The 17,073-nt window shown below is 69.2% G+C and carries 15 protein-coding genes; 6 read left to right on the top strand and 9 right to left on the bottom strand.

Annotated features, from left to right (window positions below):
* Window positions 1-17: 17 nt before the first annotated feature.
* Both ACS04_RS00415 and ACS04_RS00410 read right to left on the bottom strand, forming a co-directional pair.
* Window positions 18-1,475 carry an aldehyde dehydrogenase family protein gene (locus ACS04_RS00415; protein ID WP_048474407.1) on the bottom strand — a complete coding sequence of 486 codons (1,458 nt, stop codon included), beginning with the start codon at window positions 1,473-1,475 and terminating at the stop codon, window positions 18-20.
* A gap of 89 nt (window positions 1,476-1,564) precedes the next feature.
* A complete protein-coding gene (locus ACS04_RS00410) occupies window positions 1,565-2,443 on the bottom strand; it encodes a helix-turn-helix domain-containing protein (protein WP_048474431.1) in 879 nt (292 codons plus the stop codon).
* Window positions 2,444-2,811: 368 nt separating this feature from the next.
* On the opposite strand from ACS04_RS00410, the gene ACS04_RS35935 reads away from it, so the two are divergent.
* Window positions 2,812-3,402, top strand: coding sequence for an ATP-binding protein (locus tag ACS04_RS35935; protein ID WP_048474406.1), 591 nt, complete (start codon window positions 2,812-2,814; stop codon window positions 3,400-3,402).
* 151 nt (window positions 3,403-3,553) lie between these two features.
* On the opposite strand, the gene ACS04_RS00400 is transcribed toward ACS04_RS35935, so the two are convergent.
* On the bottom strand, window positions 3,554-3,790 hold the full coding sequence (locus ACS04_RS00400) for a DUF397 domain-containing protein (RefSeq protein ID WP_048474405.1): 237 nt from the start codon (window positions 3,788-3,790) through the stop codon (window positions 3,554-3,556).
* A 291-nt stretch (window positions 3,791-4,081) separates the two neighbouring features.
* Here ACS04_RS00400 and tatA point away from each other — a divergent pair, with 291 nt between their 5' ends.
* Window positions 4,082-4,273 (top strand): Sec-independent protein translocase subunit TatA, encoded by a 192-nt coding sequence (gene tatA, locus ACS04_RS00395; RefSeq protein WP_048474404.1) that lies wholly within the window; start codon window positions 4,082-4,084, stop codon window positions 4,271-4,273.
* Here tatA and ACS04_RS00390 read toward each other — a convergent pair.
* On the bottom strand, window positions 4,270-5,439 hold the full coding sequence (locus ACS04_RS00390) for a DUF2786 domain-containing protein (RefSeq protein WP_209441580.1): 1,170 nt from the start codon (window positions 5,437-5,439) through the stop codon (window positions 4,270-4,272). The two genes, tatA and ACS04_RS00390, sit on opposite strands and share 4 nt — an antisense overlap.
* A gap of 535 nt (window positions 5,440-5,974) precedes the next feature.
* Here ACS04_RS00390 and ACS04_RS00385 point away from each other — a divergent pair.
* Window positions 5,975-7,696 (top strand): bifunctional 3'-5' exonuclease/DNA polymerase, encoded by a 1,722-nt coding sequence (locus tag ACS04_RS00385; RefSeq protein ID WP_048474403.1) that lies wholly within the window; start codon window positions 5,975-5,977, stop codon window positions 7,694-7,696.
* A gap of 50 nt (window positions 7,697-7,746) precedes the next feature.
* Here the strand turns inward: ACS04_RS00385 and ACS04_RS00380 are convergent, their stop codons facing one another.
* A complete protein-coding gene (locus ACS04_RS00380) occupies window positions 7,747-8,208 on the bottom strand; it encodes a GNAT family N-acetyltransferase (RefSeq protein ID WP_048474402.1) in 462 nt (153 codons plus the stop codon).
* Window positions 8,209-8,212: 4 nt separating this feature from the next.
* A complete protein-coding gene (locus ACS04_RS00375) occupies window positions 8,213-9,424 on the bottom strand; it encodes a serine hydrolase domain-containing protein (RefSeq protein WP_053080645.1) in 1,212 nt (403 codons plus the stop codon).
* Between the two features lie 442 nt (window positions 9,425-9,866).
* Between ACS04_RS00375 and ACS04_RS00370 the strand changes: the two genes are divergently transcribed.
* Both ACS04_RS00370 and ACS04_RS00365 read left to right on the top strand, forming a co-directional pair.
* Complete coding sequence (locus ACS04_RS00370; protein WP_048474400.1) at window positions 9,867-10,859, top strand: DNA cytosine methyltransferase; 993 nt, start codon at window positions 9,867-9,869, stop codon at window positions 10,857-10,859.
* An 11-nt stretch (window positions 10,860-10,870) separates the two neighbouring features.
* Window positions 10,871-12,232, top strand: a complete 1,362-nt coding sequence (locus tag ACS04_RS00365) for a DNA cytosine methyltransferase (protein WP_048474399.1) — start codon at window positions 10,871-10,873, stop codon at window positions 12,230-12,232.
* Between the two features lie 17 nt (window positions 12,233-12,249).
* Here the strand turns inward: ACS04_RS00365 and ACS04_RS00360 are convergent, their stop codons facing one another.
* Genes ACS04_RS00360 through ACS04_RS00350 form a run of 3 tightly spaced genes read right to left on the bottom strand, consistent with a single transcriptional unit; the run spans window position 12,250 to window position 16,271 of the window.
* Entirely contained in the window at window positions 12,250-13,128 is an 879-nt protein-coding gene (locus tag ACS04_RS00360) for a DUF6339 family protein (RefSeq protein WP_048474398.1), read from the bottom strand.
* Window positions 13,125-14,120, bottom strand: coding sequence for a hypothetical protein (locus ACS04_RS00355; protein ID WP_048474397.1), 996 nt, complete (start codon window positions 14,118-14,120; stop codon window positions 13,125-13,127). The genes ACS04_RS00360 and ACS04_RS00355 overlap by 4 nt, the downstream gene beginning before the upstream one ends.
* 3 nt (window positions 14,121-14,123) lie before the next feature.
* The gene (locus tag ACS04_RS00350; protein WP_048474396.1) at window positions 14,124-16,271 is read right to left on the bottom strand and encodes a helix-turn-helix domain-containing protein; all 2,148 of its coding nucleotides are present in this window, start codon (window positions 16,269-16,271) and stop codon (window positions 14,124-14,126) included.
* A gap of 546 nt (window positions 16,272-16,817) precedes the next feature.
* Here ACS04_RS00350 and ACS04_RS00345 point away from each other — a divergent pair.
* Window positions 16,818-17,030 (top strand): hypothetical protein, encoded by a 213-nt coding sequence (locus ACS04_RS00345; RefSeq protein ID WP_158977142.1) that lies wholly within the window; start codon window positions 16,818-16,820, stop codon window positions 17,028-17,030.
* Window positions 17,031-17,073: the final 43 nt, after the last annotated feature.

Raw genomic sequence — 17,073 nt, 5'->3', positions numbered from 1 at the left:
CGGAGGGAGAAACGAGATCAGAACGGGAAGGTCGTGCGCCCGTGCTGCACCGAAATCCACTTCTGGGTGGTGAAGGCCTCGATCGTGGCGTCGCCGTTCAGCCGGCCCAGCCCCGAGGCCTTCTCCCCGCCGAACGCGGCGAGCGGCTCGTCCCCGATGGTCGAGTCGTTGACGTGGATCATCCCGGTCTCGATCCGCTGCGCGAAGCGCACGCCGCGCTCCACGTCCCGGGTGTGGACGGCGCCGCTGAGCCCGTACGGGGTCGCGTTGGTCAGCCGTACGGCCTCGTCCTCGCCGTCGAAGACCACCAGCAGGGCCACCGGGCCGAAGATCTCCTGGCCGAGCAGCGGGGAGTCCTCGGGGAGGCCGGCCAGGACGGTCGGTTCGACCAGGTTGCCGCGCGTAGACCCGCGGACGAGGGCCTGCGCGCCGGACGCGACGGCCTGGTCGACGAGCGCGGTCAGGGCGTCGGCCTGGAAGGAGTTGATCAGCGGGCCGATGTGGGTGTCGGCCTCGTGGGGGTCGCCGGTCTTCAGACCCCGCACGCGGGTGGTGAACTTCTCGGTGAACTCCTCGGCGATCGAGGCGTCCACGAGGATGCGGTTGGCGGCCATGCAGACCTGGCCCTGGTAGACGAAGCGGCTGAAGACGGCCGCGTCCACCGCGTAGTCGAGGTCGGCGTCGTCGAGGACGACGAGCGCGCTGTTGCCGCTGAGCTCCAGGACGGTCCGCTTGAAGTGGCGGGCGGCGACCGAGCCCACGTGCCGGCCGACCCGGTCGGAGCCGGCGAAGGAGATGACCTTCGGGACGGGGTGGGTCAGGAGCGCGTCGCCTATCTCGGCGATGTCGGTGACCAGCACGTTGAGGAGCCCGGCCGGCAGGCCCGCGTCCTCGAAGACCTTGGCGATGAGTCCGCCGCCGACCACGGGTGCGCTCTGGTTCGGCTTGATCACCACCGCGTTGCCCAGGGCCAGGGCCGGGGCAAGGGACTTCATGGTGACCAGGAACGGGAAGTTGAAGGGGCTGATCACGGTGACGACGCCGACCGGGAGGCGCTGGACCCGGTTCTCCTTGCCGTCGACCGGGGAGGCGAGGATGCGGCCCTCGGGGCGGATGGCCAGCTGGATCGACTCGCGGATGAACTCCTTGGCGAGGTGGACCTCGTACTCGGCCTTGGGACGGGTCCCGCCGAGCTCGTCGATCATCGCCTCGACGATCTCCTTCTCGCGCTCCTCGGTGATGCGCAGGGCGCGTTCCAGGACGGCGCGTCTGGCGTACGGGCTGGTGGCGGCCCACTCCCTCTGGGCGCGCTCGGCACTGCGGTAGGCCAGGTCCACCTGCTCGACGGTGGCCACGGTGATGGCCGCGAGCTTCTCCCCGTTGTACGGGTTGACGTCGATGATGTCCCACGAACCGGTGCCGGCCAGCCATTCGCCGTCGATGTACTGGTGAGCCAGGTCGTCGAATATGGACATGCCATCCCTTACTGCGAGCGCGCACCCGTGCGCTGCACCGGAGACCGATCGGTCATCATGCACTGATCAGACGTCATACTACGTGCGAATCAAGACAGTTGGAGCAGGCCGCGGAGAAGATCCCGCGTCCGGTCGGGATCGGGGCAGTCTGCCTGGAGCCGCTCCATCGCCCTTTCGTACTGGGCCACTTCCTCGTCCTTGTCCAGGTAGAGGGCGCTGGTGAGCTGTTCCAGATAGACGATGTCCTGGAGGTCGGACTCCGGGAAGCGCAGCAGGGTGAAGGCTCCACTCTCGCCCGCGTGGCCGCCGAAGGAGAAGGGCATCACCTGGAGCTGCACGTTGGGCCGCTGGGAGACCTCGATGAGGTGCTCCAGCTGGCCGCGCATGACGTCGCGGTCGCCGTACGGGCGGCGCAGCGCGGCCTCGTCGAGGACGGCGTGGAAGACGGGCGCGGTCTCGGAGACGAGCACCTTCTGGCGCTCCAGGCGCAGCGCGACGCGGCGGTCGATCTCGGCCTTGGTGGCGCCGGGCATGCCGCGGCTGACGACGGCCTGGGCGTAGGCCTCGGTCTGCAACAGGCCGTGGACGAACTGGACTTCGTAGATCCGGATGAGCGAGGCGGCGCCCTCCAGGCCGATGTACGTCTGGAACCACCCGGGCAGCACGTCTCCGTAGCTGTGCCACCAGCCGGCCGCGTTCGCCTCGCGGACGAGCCCCAGCAGGGACTCCCGCTCCGCGCCGTCCGTCACTCCGTAGAGCGTGAGGAGGTCCTCGACGTCCCTTGCCTTGAAGCTCACCCTTCCCAACTCCAAGCGGCTGATCTTCGATTCGGATGCGCGGATCGAGTAGCCGGCCGCCTCACGGGTGATGCCGCGGGATTCTCGGAGTCGCCTGAGCTGAGAGCCCAGGAGGATGCGGCGCACCACGGAACCGCTTGCTTCTGCGGTCACTAGTCCAGCCCTCCCCATCGCCATGTGTACGCGTGGTCTGCGCGTGATGTGCGTCGCCGGGGCCCCCGAACCCCAGGCCCCGCAGTCTGCCACCAAAACGCATCGGTCCGTACTCGTTCTGTAACGGAATCCCGCCTGCCGCAAAAGAAGTCCGTAAGTATGCGTAGGAAGAAATGAGCAAGAACCATCACGGGAGTGGACAGGTCCGGCGCGTGCACGTGCATCTGCCCTTGCATCCAGCTTCTGCATTCGGAACGATGGTGCCGCGCACCTGCGTGCTCCTTTCGCGCCGGCGCCGGACCCACCCCGCAGTTCTTTCTGGACGGAGCGAGCCGCCCCGTCCGCGAATCCCGGGAGTGCCTCGCATGGGGACGAATGGATCGACCATGCTCGAGCCGTTACGGCAGGGGCTGCCCCCGGTCGACCCCACGGCTGTCTCCGGGTCCGCCTCCTGCGCTCTGCCCGCCCGCTTCGAGGCGGTGCGGGGCGCCCGTTCGTTCACCCGGTCGACCTTGTCGCAGTGGGGCCTCGACGAGCGCTTCGACGACGTGGCCCTGGTGGTGTCCGAACTCGTCACGAACGCGCTGCGCCACGCCCTGCCGGGGGACGCCGGGACGGGCGGCGGCTCGGTCGCGGGGGCGCTGTCGGGGGCCGGGGGCGGTGCGGGCGCCGGTTCGGGCTCGGGTTCCGGTTCCGGTTCGGGCTCTGGCTCGGGCTCTGGCTCGGGTGAGGTCGAACCGACGGTCCGGCTGCACCTGATGCGGTGGAGCACCCGGCTGGTGTGCGCGGTGCGGGATCCCAGTGAGGACCGGCCGGGCGGGTCCTTCGCGCCCGAGCGCACCCAGGAGAACTGCGACCTGGAGTCGGGGCGCGGGCTGTTCCTCGTGGACGCCTACAGCGACGGCTGGGGCTGGCACCCGCTCGCGGGCCGGCTGACCGGCAAGGTCGTCTGGGCGCTGTTCATGCTGCACGAGTAGGTCCGACGCGGGGCGCCGGACACCGACGGAAGCACCGGTGAACGACCGGAACTGGCCGGGGTTGATCATTGCGATCAGTCCCGGCCAGTGCACGTGCATGGCTTGATCGGCGCGCTGTTCCTCCGGCCGTCCCTGCCGGCCGATCAGGTGGTCAGGCGATCAGGTGGTCGAACTCGCCGTCCTTGACGCCCAGCAGCAGCGCCTCTATCTCGGCCGGCGTGTAGACGAGCGCCGGCCCGTCCGGGAAGCGCGAGTTGCGCATGGCGACGGCGCCGCCGGGCAGCTTGGCGAACTCCACACAGGAACCTTGCGAGTTGCTGTGTCTGCTCTTCTGCCAGGTCACTCCGCCGAGTTCTGCAGCTGCCATCCCGTTGTACGCGTGGTCCACAGGAAGCCCCCGATAGTGCAGATGTCAACTGCACCGGATCATAGCTGTGTTCATAAGCGCATGCATGGGCAGATGCACGTGCACGCAGAGGGTGCTGCCCTGATCACTGTCAGGGAAGAACTCGGGTGGATCAGGGGTGAATCGGGCCCTTGTAAAGCCTGGATCAAGCTCCGACCAGTGCCGGACACCGACCCGTCCTTCAGGTCTTCTTCAGATTTGTCCGTACGCGAACGGCCCTGTTCGATGGTCGGAACCACACCGGAATTCCCGTCACCCACAGGGGGAACCCGCATGATCCGCAATGCCCTCGAACCCTGGCACCTGGTCCTGCTCCTCATGGTCTGCGTGCTGGTCTTCGGTTCGAAGAAGCTGCCCGACATGGCCCGCTCGGTGGGCAGGTCGATGCGCATCCTGAAGTCGGAGACGCAGGCCCTGCGTGCCGAGGGCGAGGGAGACGGCGTGGGAGACGGCCGGCGGGGCTAACGCGGGAGGGATGACCGCCTGGTGGCCATGTGGGCCCGATCGGCGGCGGCGGTGCCGTCCTCCCAACCCGCATGGTCCGTGGCACCGCGCAGCCGGGTGGTGGTGGTCCGGGGGAACATCTCGTCGGCCCGCGAGGTGACGGCGACGTCGCGCGCCACCAGTGCGGGCAGGTTGTCGGGGGCCTCGGCGGCGGTGTGCTCGGCGGTCTCGGCGAGGCGCTGGCCGAGGCGGCTGGCGTACGCGAGCAGGAAGGACTGCCGGAAGGTCTTGGTCCGCTTGCGCCCGCCGGAGCGCTGCGCGGCCTCGGCGCGGGTCATGGCGGCCGTGCCCTGCACGAGCAGGGAGGTGTAGAGGAGCTCGACGGCCTCCAGGTCGCTCTCGAACCCCACCACAGTGGAGAACTCGAAGGCGCTGTTCCACACGGCCCGACACCGGTTGGCCGTGGCGACGGCGTCCAGCAGCACGGCCTTGGCCTCCTCGTACGGGGCCTTGACCCCGATCCGGCAGGCGACGGGCACCTGAGCGGGCACCTTCCCGCTCGCCGCGAGCAGCGCCTCGTCGACGGTGTGCCGGGCCATCAGCTCCTGCGCCTTGGCGCTGAGCGCCTCCGCCTCGTCCGGGAAGTTGGTCGCCTCGGCCTTGGCGAGCAGGGCCCGGATGCGCCCGAGCATGCGGGGCTCCAGGTGCGCGTGCTCCAGGGCGTCGCCGACGGGGTCCCCGGGCAGCGGCCCGACGGCCTCGATGGAGGGCAGCCGGATGAGCAGCCTGAACACTTCGAGCACGGCCGTGGCGAGGCTGAACCGATCGCTCTTCTCCCGCCGTACGAGGGCCTCCCCGTACTCCCCGTCCGCTGCCCACCACACCTCGGCGTCGGTCCACCGCTCGGGCAGCCGGGCGTACCACCGCGCCTCCGCGGCGATCAGGTCGCGGGTGATCCTCAGATGCCGCTCGCCGAGATCCCGCCCGACCAGCCGCAGCACGTCGGCGGGCTGCCACCCCCGCTCCCAGGCCTGGCGTACGTACGCCTCCCCGCGCCCGAGCAGCTCCCGCCCCACCCCGCCCCACTGCCCGCCGTCCCCGACGAGCACGGAAGCCCCGGCATCCAGCCCGGCATCGCCGTCGCCGTAGAGCGCGGCCTCACAAGCCCGATCGACAATCTCTCTCACCACCCCAGCTTCCCACGCCCCCACCCAGGCCCCGGGCCCCGCCCAGCCCCGCCGAGGCACGAGGCCCGGGGCGCGGGGCCCCACCCGGCCCGACCGGCGCTTGAGGCCTGGGGCCCCACCGGGCCCCGCCGGCTGCGAAGCGCGGGGGGTCCTGGGGCAGACCCGCTCACCCCAGCCTGCGGCGCCCGAGGCCATGAGGTCCGGGGCGGAGCCCACCCCACCCAGCCACCGGCGTTTGCGGCACAGGGGACCACCCCGCGCCTCCGGCGCTTGAGGCGCCGGACCCACCAGGCCCCGCCTACACCTGACGCCCGGGGCCCCGCCCAGCCCCGCCGCCGGGGCCCCGCCCAGCCCCGCCGGCGTTTGAGGCGCGGGGGTCCGGGGGCGGAGCCCCGAAGGGGTCCGGGCCGCGCCCGGTGAACGGGAGAAGGGCGGGGCGGGGAGAAAGCCCCGCGCAGCGGCACCGCCACCCCGCCCCCACCCCCCGCGCGCCGACCAGGCAGAACTGTCAGCCCCCGGTGGGACACTCGCACCCATGAGCGACCGCACCCCCCACTGGGCCCTGGCCGAAGCCCCCGACGGCCTCTGGCACGCAATGCCGCTCACCCCCACCACCGGCGCCCCCGCCACCACCGGCACCACCACCCCCACTCCCCTCACCTTCAAAGACCCCGCGGAAGCGATCCGCTCCGCCCCCGCCCCCACCCGCTGGGTCTGGCGCAACACCGCCGCCGTCTACCCCCGCCTGCTCGCCGCAGGCGCCCGCGTCGAGCGCTGCCACGACATCGAGGACACCGAGCTCCTCCTCCTCGCCCACGAAGGCCGATCCGGCGAACCCCGCTCCGCGGCAGCCGCCTGGGCCCGCCTCACGGGCGCCCCCGTACCCCCCGATCCCCCACAGCCGGCCCGTACCACCACTCCCACCACCCAGGACTCCCTCTTCCTCTTCGACCCCAGGCCCGCCACCACGCCCCTCCCCCTCGACGCCCTCGTCGCCATCCACCGCGACCAGGCGAACCGCACGGCCGCCACCGCCCACCCCGACCGCATGCGCCTGCTCACCACCTCCGAGTCGGCCGCCTTCCTCATCGCCGCCGAAATGCAGCGCGCCGGCCTCCCCTGGCGCGCCGACGTCCACCGCGCCCTGCTCACCGAGCTCCTCGGCGAGCGCTACGCCGGCGGCGGCGAACCCCGCCGCCTCGCCGAGCTGGCCGAGGAGGTCTCCGCCGCGTTCGGCCGCCGCGTCCGCCCCGACCTGCCCGCCGACGTCATAAAGGCCTTCGCCGAGGCCGGGATCCGGCTCAAGTCCACCCGCCGCTGGGAGATCCAGGAGCTCGACCACCCCGCCGTCGAGCCCCTCATCGCGTACAAGAAGCTGTACCGGATCTACACCGCCCACGGCTGGAGCTGGCTCCAGGACTGGGTCCGCGACGGCCGCTTCCGCGCCGAGTTCGTCCCCGGCGGCACCCTCACCGGCCGCTGGGTCACCAACGGCGGCGGCGCCCTCCAGATCCCCAAGGTGATCCGCAGAGCGGTCATCGCCGACCCCGGCTGGCGGCTCGTCGTCGCCGACGCCGACCAGATGGAGCCCCGCGTCCTGGCCGCGATCTCCCGCGATCCCGCCTTCATGGAGGTCGCCGGACGCCCCGAGGACCTCTACACGGCCATCTCCCGCCAGGGCTTCTCCGGCGACCGGGACATGGCCAAACTGGCCGTCCTCGGCGCCGTGTACGGGCAGACCTCCGGCGACGGCCTGAAGAACCTGGCCGCGCTGCGCCGCCGCTTCCCGCAGGCCGTGGCGTACGTGGACGACGCCGCCAAAGCCGGCGAGGAGGGCCGCCTCGTACGGACCTGGCTGGGCCGGACCTGCCCGCCGCCGGCCGGCGCCGACGAGGACGGCGAAGCCGGCATCCCGCAGGACCGGGAGGACGGCTACACGCCGAGCTACGCCTCCACCAACACCCGGGCCCGCGGCCGGTTCACCCGCAACTTCGTCGTCCAGGGCAGTGCCGCCGACTGGGCCCTGCTGCTCCTCGCGGCGCTGCGCCAGGCCATCGCGGCCGCCGGAATGCGGGCCGAGCTGGTGTTCTTCCAGCACGACGAGGTGATCGTGCACTGCCCGGCCGAGGAGGCCGAGGCGGTCGCCGAGGCGATCCGCACCGCCGGCGACCGCGCAGGCCGCATCGCCTTCGGCGAGACCCCGGTCCGTTTCCCGTTCACGACGGCGATCGTGGAGTGCTACGCGGACGCCAAATGAACCGGGTGAACCGCTGAACCGGCGAACCGGCGAACCGGTGAAAGCGGCTCCTACCCGAGCGGGTGGAAGTACACGTGGAACGGATCCCGCTCGAAGCCCTCCGCCTCGTACAGCGCCTGCGCGACGTGGTTGTCGTACGCCGTCTCCAGCTGCACCCCGCACACCCCGGCCTCCCGCGCCCGGCGCAGCACCTCGCGCAGGAGCGCCCGCCCGGCGCCGCTGCGGCGGCCGGAGGGGTCGACGTACAGGTCGCTCAGGATCCACATCGGCCGCAGCGCCAGCGAGGAGAAGGTCCGGTAGACCTGCGCGAACCCGACCGTTCCGGCACCCGGCACGTCCGCGAGCAGCACCAGCGACTCCTCACCCCGGAGCCGCTGCGCGAGGTACTCCCTCGGCGCGTCCGGATCCTCCACCTTCACCTCGTAGAAGTCGAGGTAACTCCGGAACAGCGCACCCGCGACGTCGAGATCGCTGTGACCGGCAACGCGCAACACCACATCCTGATCGCTCATGCCCTCAGTGTGCGGTAACGGACTGGGCGGGCAGGGTGAAAACGTGGTCCGGCGTGACGACCTTGGTGATCGCCTGACCGAAGAGGGTGCTCGGCTCGGAACCCTCGTACGCGACGTCCGTGTTCAGCATCACCGCCAGCGTGGCCTTCGCCTCCGGCAGGTACACGGCCAGCGCCTGATAGCCGGGCAGGGAGCCGTTGTGGCCGATCCAGCCCTGGACGTTGAAGATGCCCAGGCCGTAGCCGGTGCCGGGCAGTGCCTCGACGACCTTCAGGCGCTCGGCCTGGGTGGCGGGCTTGAGCAGCGTGCCGGTGGCCATGACCTTCGTCCAGGCCTTCAGGTCGTCGAGGTCGGAGATCATCGCTCCCGCGGCCCAGCCCCAGGAGGGGTTCCAGTCGGCAGCGTCCTCGGTCTTCCCGGAGGCGGTCTGGTCCGTGTAGCCCTGGGAGTGCGGCTTCGGGAACTCCGCGCCGACGGGGAAGAGCGTGTGGTGCAGCCCGGCCGGCCGGACGACCTTCTCGTTGATGTAGTCGTCGAGCTTCTGCCCGCTCTGCTTCTCGACCACCAGCCCGAGCAGGATGAGGTTGGTGTTGCAGTAGTAGAACTTGGCTCCGGGCTGGAACAGCACCGGGTGCTTGAAGGAGTACGCGAGCAACTCCTGCGGGGTGAAGGGCCGTCGGGGATCGGTCGTCAGGGCCTTGAAGAAACCTTCGTCCTCGGAGTAGTTGAACAGCCCGCTCCGCATCTCGGCGAGCTGGCGCAGCGTGATCCGGTCCCCGTTGGGCACGCCGGCCACATACATTCCGATGGGGTCGTCCAGCCGCACCTTGCCCTGGTCGACGAGTTGCAGCAGGGCGGTCACGGTGAAGGTCTTGGTGACGCTGCCGATGCGCATGTTCATGTCCGTACGGATCGGCGCACCGGTCGCCTTGTCGGCGACACCGAAGGTCCGTACGTACGAGCCCTTGCCGGGCGCCGAGAGCGACACCATCACCCCGGGCACCTTCGCCTCGTCCATCACCTTCCGGACGGCATCGTCCAACTGCCGTGCCACGGCGGGCGTGAGCTGCGGAAACTGCTGATCGGCGGCAACGGGCGCCGAGGCCGAGGAAACGGTCCCCGCCGGCATGTCCACCGCCCGTCCCCACCCGAGGCTCACCAACACCAGCCCCAACGCGGCCACCCCCACCGCCGCTCGACGCACCCGTGTAGACATGCCGCCCTCCTACCACGCGCAGCCCAGGTCCAGCCTCTCCAAAGTAGCCCGGCCCCCACCCCCCAGCGACCCGGCGGCCCCAGGACTCCCTACCAGGCCACACCGACCCCGGCGACGACAGGAGGACCCGCCTTCTTCCTCGGCCTGCCCCACGCCATCGGGCGGTACGGCCCGACGGGCGAAATCGGTGCGGCAGTACTCGGCCCGTGACGGATTCGGGCACCACAGCCGCAGTCGGCAGCTCCCCGGTACGCACTGGACTGCCATCGAGAGCGAGCCACCGTCGTGAAGCACGGTAGCCGTGAGCACGATGAAGCCGTGGCCGCCCTCCGTCTGGCTTGGAGGTCCCGCACCTCTGGGAGCATGGAGCACCGGATGCCGGGGCTCTCCGTATGGCGACGGCGGAGCGGCGGAAGGTCCGGCTGGAACGGGGGAGGAACAGTTGAGCGGGCTGAGCTTTGTCAACGTCTGCTCGGGGGCAGGTGGACTTGCTCTCGGGCTGGAACGAGCGGGCTTCACGCCTCTTCTCCTCCTGGACAACGAACCGTCTGCCTGTGACACGCTCAGAGCCAACCGGCCGCATTGGAACGTGCTGAAAACCGACCTTCTCGACTTCGACCCCGTGGACCATCCCGAGGTGTACGACGTCGATCTGCTGGCAGCCGGACTTCCCAGGGTGAGGTCGAGCGCGACGGTGACGCGTCGGTCGGACGCCGAATTACGTCTCATCGAGGCGACTGCCTATCTGGTCCACGCCGTCCAGCCACGTGCACTGATCATCGAGAACGTGCCCAGCCTGGTCGACGAGGACGACTTGGCGCCGATACGGGACTTCCTCCGCGACGAGCTTGAGCACCTCGGCTACGCACTGACCTGGTTCATCCTGAACGCTTCCGACTTCGGAGTGCCCCAGCACCGTCTGCAAGGCATCGTCGTCGCCGTCAAGCAGCAGTGGGCCGGTGCCTTCCGACCGCCCCCACCCAGCGTCCACCGGCACGTGTCGGTGGGAGAGGCGCTGGCGCCGTCGATGGGTTCCTGCGGCTGGCCGGACGCCGACCGTTGGGCGGCCCAGGCAACGAGCGTGGCGCCTACCTTGGTGGGCGGATCCAAGGCGCACGGCGGCCCCGACTTCGGGCCGAGTGGCACGAAGGCCAAGTGGCGACGGATGGGGGTCTACACGAAGTCGTTCGGAGACGAACCGCCCGGCCCCGATTTCACGTGGGATCCGTCACTCGATGACGACGGACTGGTACGGATCACGGTCGACCAGACCGCCCTCCTCCAAGCCTTCCCCGAAGCCTGGCGGATCTCCGGCCTCAAGACCGCCCGGTACCGCCAGATCGGGCACGCGACCCCACCGCCGGTCGGAGAGGCGCTGGGACGGGCCGTCGCCGGAGCCTTGAACAGGGATCCGCGAGGGCCTGCGGCCGGCTAGACTTCCGCCACATGACCAGCTCGGCGCACCACCAGCCCATCCTCGACAACCCTTTTGTCCTGGATCTCTTCGCAGGGCCCGGAGGGCTGGATGTCGCGGGGCAGGTGCTCGACATCCCGAGCCTCGGCATCGAGTGGGACAGGAGTGCATGCCTCACGCGATACGCGGCAGGGCTGGACACCCTTCACGCCGACGTGAGCGCGGTACGCAGGGACTCCTTCGAGTCCCTGCCGCCGGAGATCAACGTACTCGCAGGTGGGCCCCCGTGCCAGACGTACTCGGTGGCCGGGCACGGCGCCGGACGCCAGGCCTTGGACCGGGTCGAGGAGTACATCGAGCGGCTGGTGGCGGGCGAGTCCGACCAGAAGATCGACGAGGACCTGAAAACCCTCACCGATCCGCGCACCGCGTTGGTCCTCGAACCTCTCCGATACGCGATTCAGGCGACCAGGAGCCCCAATCGCGAGCACCGCCCGTACGACGTCATCGTCCTGGAGCAGGTCCCCGCGGTGGCCCCGCTCTGGAGGCACTACGCCAAGGTCTTGGAGAAGACGGGGCTCCCCGACGGGACCAAGTACAAGGTCGTCGTCGACATCCTCGCCACCGAGACCTACGGGGTGCCCCAGACACGATCCCGCGCGGTGCTGATCGCTCGGCGTGAAGGCCTCGGCAACCCCTCGCTCCCCCTCGCGACCCACCGTTCCTATGAAGCGAAGGAATGGAATCGGAAGAACGGGACAAGCGAACCCGACCAGGCTGCGGACCAGGCCCATCAACCGCCTCTCTACGAAGCCGCCACCGCGTCGAAGAGCGCCGAGGACCCGCAGTCCTGGAGATCCATGCGGGATGCCCTCGCGGCACCGGTGGGCACACATCCGGGGCGTCCCGCTCCCTTCCTGGTGCGCTCGAACTATGGCAGTTCCGGAAACCCGGGGAGGCGTGGAGTACGGACCGACCGGCAACCCGCCGCCACCGTCACCGGTCGCATCTCCCGCTTCGTCGTCTTCGAGCACCTCGACGAGAACATCGTCTACGAGGGCCCTCGGTTCACCATGAACGAGGCCGGGATGCTGCAGAGCTTCCCACCGGACTATCCGTGGTCCGGTACGGCGCAGGCCCAGCAGGTGGGCAACGCCGTACCGCCCCTCTTCGGTGCCCACCTGCTGAGCGCCGCTCTGGGGCTCCCCAAGCCGGACCCGGAGGCGTTGAGGAAGCCGTGGCAGCCGGCCACGGAGGAACAGCGGGCCAAGCTGCGAAGCAGCGGCTGCGGGGCCGCCGACGCCTGCACCGACAGGTGCCCGCGACCCAAGGACCAGGTGCCGCCCCCTTCCTCCGTGCGCCCTCGCAAGAACAAGAAGGCGTCGGCGAAATAGGACGACCACCTCCCAGGTCAATCCCCGCTCTTCCGGCCCCTGACCGGCGCAGTCTCGAACAGCTCCGCAAAGTAGCGGGTGAGCGCCGCCACGGACTCCTCCGGCACGGGGTCCTCGTCGGGCCCGCTCGGGAGCTCGTACCGCTCGACCGGCGGCGCCGATCCCGCTTCCGCGATCCAGTGCCGCAGTCGGGCTGGGTCGCGGGGCTGGTCCGGCGCGAGGATGTCGTAGAGCAAGGTCGCTCCCGCCGTATTGATCGCGACGCTGAGGCCATTGATCTCTCGCCCGCCGGAGACCTGGCCACTCTTCAGAAGACGGACCAGGGCCTGAGCGGTGGGACGGTGATCGATCAACTCGCTCCGGAGAACGGTGTGGATCAGATCCTGATTTCCGCAGGCGATGTCGACCGGCTCGTAGTCCGACCCGTTCCTGAACAGTTCGGCCGCCCACCACAGGCGGGAGAAACACTGGCGGTCCGCGGGTCCCCGGAAGCGCTCGGCAGCGACGCGTCTCTCCGGCTTCTTCGCCGTCGGCTCAGACAGGTGCCGCCAGACCACGTAGTCCGGGGCGACAGCCAGGGCCAGGTGGTTCCACAGACGCTTGTCCGCCGCTTCTCGTCGCGTCAGGCGCAGCGTGGCATGCAGCCGTGGCGCGAGCCATGCGTCGGCTCGGGTGCGGTCCTCCCGGAACTCGAACACGGCGTCGTCCACCAGGCTCCGGATCGGCTCGACCCACCACCTGGCGTCGTCCTCGGGAAGCGGCTCGACGACTTTGGCGAGGTCGATGCCACCGTGAACCTGTTCACCTTTGAGCAGCTCCTCGGTGAGGAACGGATCGACGGCAGAGGTGGCGAGCAGCCCCAGGCGCTCCGGTACGTGGTTCGGTTGGGTGATCACGTCTCACTCTCGCGGTTCATCTGTTCCAGACTGCGGATGGCAAAGGCGAGCGCCTTGGTGGCATCGGCGCGGCGGACGGCCGCGTAATGGATACGCGTCTGCAACTCCACCCAGCCTGACTCGCCGGTGCGCCGACGATGGACCTGTCGCAGGGCCTCCTCGACATGAACGCCGGGAATCACGTCCGGGAGCATCTCCCGCAGCACCTCGCCCTGCCAGTCGGTGGGGAAGACGGGCCGGCCGCCGGGTTCCACCTCCAGATCGCCGATGGCGCTGTGAAATACCGCGGTCCATACGTCGGTGGACATCTGGGCGACCAAGAGGTCGCGCACCTTGCTCTCCACACCCGACCCGTTGCTGTCCAGGAGGTCGATGACTCCTTCGACATCGGTGTTCACGAAAACGGTGGGGACCCTGGCCGAGGTGTCCACGACCCAGGGCGCGTCGGCGTAGGCCTGAAGCCACTCGCGGGAGCTCTTCTTGAAGGACGCTTTCTGAACCTCGAGTTGGAGCCCACGGACCGGCTCGTCCGAAGCCGTGTCGATGATCCAGCTTCGGTCGGTCTCGGCGATCGACCGTCCGCGCACTCCGTCCACTGTCCCGACGGCGTACACGGCGACGTAGGCCCGACCGAGATGATCGTCACGGAACACCTTCAGCGCGCCGGACCAGTCCCGGCCGCCCTCCACGTCGAGCGTGAGATCCACAGAGGTACGAACGTTGGTCTCGCCATCCGTCAGGACGGCCAGGACGCGCAGGTCCGACCAGGGCGCGTCCGGCGCGTTCGCCCCGGGCGGCAGCGTCGCCGAAACGGCGATCTCGGCGCTCACCCAGTCGGTGTGCCCCGCGATACCAAGCGCGACAGCCTGCTGTTGGGTCGAGTACGCCGTCGTCTCCAACTGGTCACGGGTGCCGTCGGAAAGCCTGAGGGCGACCGAGGTCACCCTGAGCAGGACCGGCCGATTGAGTCGCTTGTACGGGTAGAACTTCACGTGTCACTCCCCCTTTCCGGCACGGAGCTCGACAACGAGACGGGTCAGAGTGGTCCTGACCGGGTGGCTGGTGACGTCGGTGGTTCCTCGGAACTTCGCACGCCGCGCACCAGGTGTGAAGTGCAGTACTCCGTCGACCGCTTCGCAGCCCTCGACGCCCACCAATTCCGCCCAGTCCAGCCGGGGGCGGCCCCCCGAGCGCACGTCCAGCTGTGCCACAGGCACCATCGGGAAGATCTCGTCGCCACGCGGAATGCTCACTTCGCCGTCGATCCGCCACTCTCCGGCGTCGCCGACCGCCGCGTCGAGGCCGTCCAGGACCGGAACCACGGGGCCGGCAGGTGTCTTGGCCTTGGGCCTCGTCCGCACCGTCAACGCCTTGCGCAGGGCCTCACCGCCTTCTCCGCTGCTTCGTTTCGGCCGTGCGACCAATTCCCTCGCCGCGTTGTTGGCCTCGGCGGTCATTGCGTTGATACGCCGATAAGCGGATGGTGACCACCGCAGCGTCAGCTCTTCGGTCTGTCCCCAACGGTCATGCTCGGGTGGTTCCGCCGCACGCAGGAAGTCCTCGGCCTCCTTCGCGAAGGGGGCCGTCTCCCCGGCTGCCTCCCCGAGCAGCAGAACGGCCTGGAAAGGGTTGGTGCTGTTCGGCAGCCTCGGGACCACGGCCCTCTTGACGGTCATGCGATTGCCGCGCACCGAGTGCATCCGGTTCTTCGCTCCGTCCCTGTCCCCCTCGGCTTCCGTCACGAGCAAGACCGCTTGGTGCGTACCGAGCGTCCCATGAGCACCTCCGGACAACGGCAGCTTCAACGGAATGCTCCGAGCCGCCACCTGCCCGGCTTCGGTGAGACGGTCCACCGTGGTGCCCTCGTAGTGCGCCCTCAGGGCACGGGTCCGGGCGGGCTGTTCGACAGACGGGTCCACCTGCTGCTCCGCCACGACTTCCTTGCCGTTTCGCAGAGCGCGGACAGAAACCTCCAGGAGGGGGAGCTTGCTGCCTCCGCCGGTCATAGCGGCCCAGAAGTCGCGCCCGAGTGCCTCGACCAGCCGGGCGTGCATCGTGGTGATGTCACGCGTGTCCTCATCGCTCTCCTCCTCGTCGATGAATCCGTCGTCGGGATCGGAGGAGTTCGCTGCGAGGCCGGCCACATCGTGCGCACCGACGATGAGGAAGGACGTACCGGGTTCGTCGCTCTCCCGGGCCAAATACAGGTTCTCCACGGTCTCCTCGTCCGCCCACCAAGACCGGGCGACCATGGCCCCGGGCGAGTCGGGATCAGGGCGCCCGAACCAGGCAGGACCCGCGTACGACTCGCCGTCGACCTCACGCCACGGCAGTTCGAGGCGGCCGATGACGCGTCGCTCGGTGCGGCCCTCGTGAGGCACGGAGAGAGTGGAGTTGATGAGCACGAGCCCGAGGGAGCTGGTGGCCCACAGCGTCGCCTTTCCCAAGCCGTACGAACCGCCCGCTCCGGGACCGGACTTGAGGCTCTCCAGTTGACGTCTCACCACGGCGGCGAACTTGCCGTCCGCGTAATCGTCGCCGATCAGCCCGGAAGCGTTGTAGTCGTCGACGCGCAGCAGGACCAAACGGCCCTTCTCGTACATGTCACGCACTCCGGCATCCACGACCCGACCGACCTTCTGGTTGCCGGCGGTCTCCGAAACGGCGGAGTAGTGCGGAAAGAGATCGTTCCAGAGGATCGCCTCGCGGAAGGCGTCCAGGGCCGCGCCGGTGAGCTCGTGCAGGGTATAGCGCACCTTGACGGGGCGGCCGTTCTCGATCAGCCGCTCGTCCAGGCTGTTCTGGCATGTCTCGCGAGCGAGGACCTGCACGTCGGCGTCGAAGGCGAAGGCGGCGGCATTGCCCAGGTCACGGCCGCCATCGGGGTAGCCGGGGCGGTGGTACCAGGTGACCGGAAGGCCGGCCTGGGTATCGGTGGTGCGGGTGTGCACCGTGCCCACGTCTGTGCCGAGCGCCTTGGCGATGTCCGACATGACGGTCGGACGAGGAGTCGACCTGCCGGTGATCCACGCCGACACTGCAGCCCGAGTCAGCTTGAGCTCGTCGGCCAGTTCGGCCTGCGTCTTTCCCGCGAGCTTGAGCTGTCGGGCCAACCAGGGCCCGAACTCCTCACCTGTCTCCACGTGCCGCCTGCTCTCTCTCCTGGACCTTCCATGCCATCGCATGGTGTGGATCAGAAGGCTAATTTGACATGAATGGAAACGTCAACCAGCAGTTGATCGAGAGCGATTCGCCAGATCTCCTCAGCTCGATGTCCACCTTGTCCCAAATGCGACAATTCAGGCCTGTCGTGCAACCCCCCTACAAACGGAACCGCCAACTCCCTTCAGGGGAACGGGAGTTCGGCTTGCCTGTTCGACTGAATACCCGATAGGGTCGCCGACGATGGGGATCCCATCTCGCTCGCGAAATCCCGAAATCATTGGGATGGTCGGGCGACCCGGGGAGAACTGCGCCCAGATTCCCGCCTTCCGCCCGGCCAGAGCCGCACAGTGAAAATTGTTCCGTAAAGGGCTGGCCGTACGAGACCTCCATCCCCTAGCTTGATCGGGAATGAGGAAGGAGGCCTCGCTCCAGACATAGATTCGTCTATCTCATTTCACACGGGGGACGTGTACCCAAATACACCCCTGTGCAGCTGCAGGATGCGACAAACAGGGGTGGACCAGATGAATGAGCAGGACAGTGAATCACTGGACTCGTTTCGGGAGTCGAGTGCGTTCGAGATGGCAATCAAGACGGCTCGAAGCAAGGGCGCGGTTCTGTGGATTCTCCACGAAAACGGCCTGTCCGAGGTGACTTTCGCCTACAGGTTCCCCGTTCTGGCGAAGGTGGCCCAGGACCTGCCTGACGCTCCGGACGAGACCGCTCCCTCGGTCTGATCCAGCACGTCACGAGGCTGAAGTCTCGGTCTCGCAACAAACG

Source organism: Streptomyces roseus (assembly GCF_001044425.1).
GTDB classification, from domain to species: domain Bacteria; phylum Actinomycetota; class Actinomycetes; order Streptomycetales; family Streptomycetaceae; genus Streptomyces; species Streptomyces roseus.
Note: the sequence above shows the minus strand (reverse complement) of the source record. Positions and strands in the feature narration are given on the sequence as shown.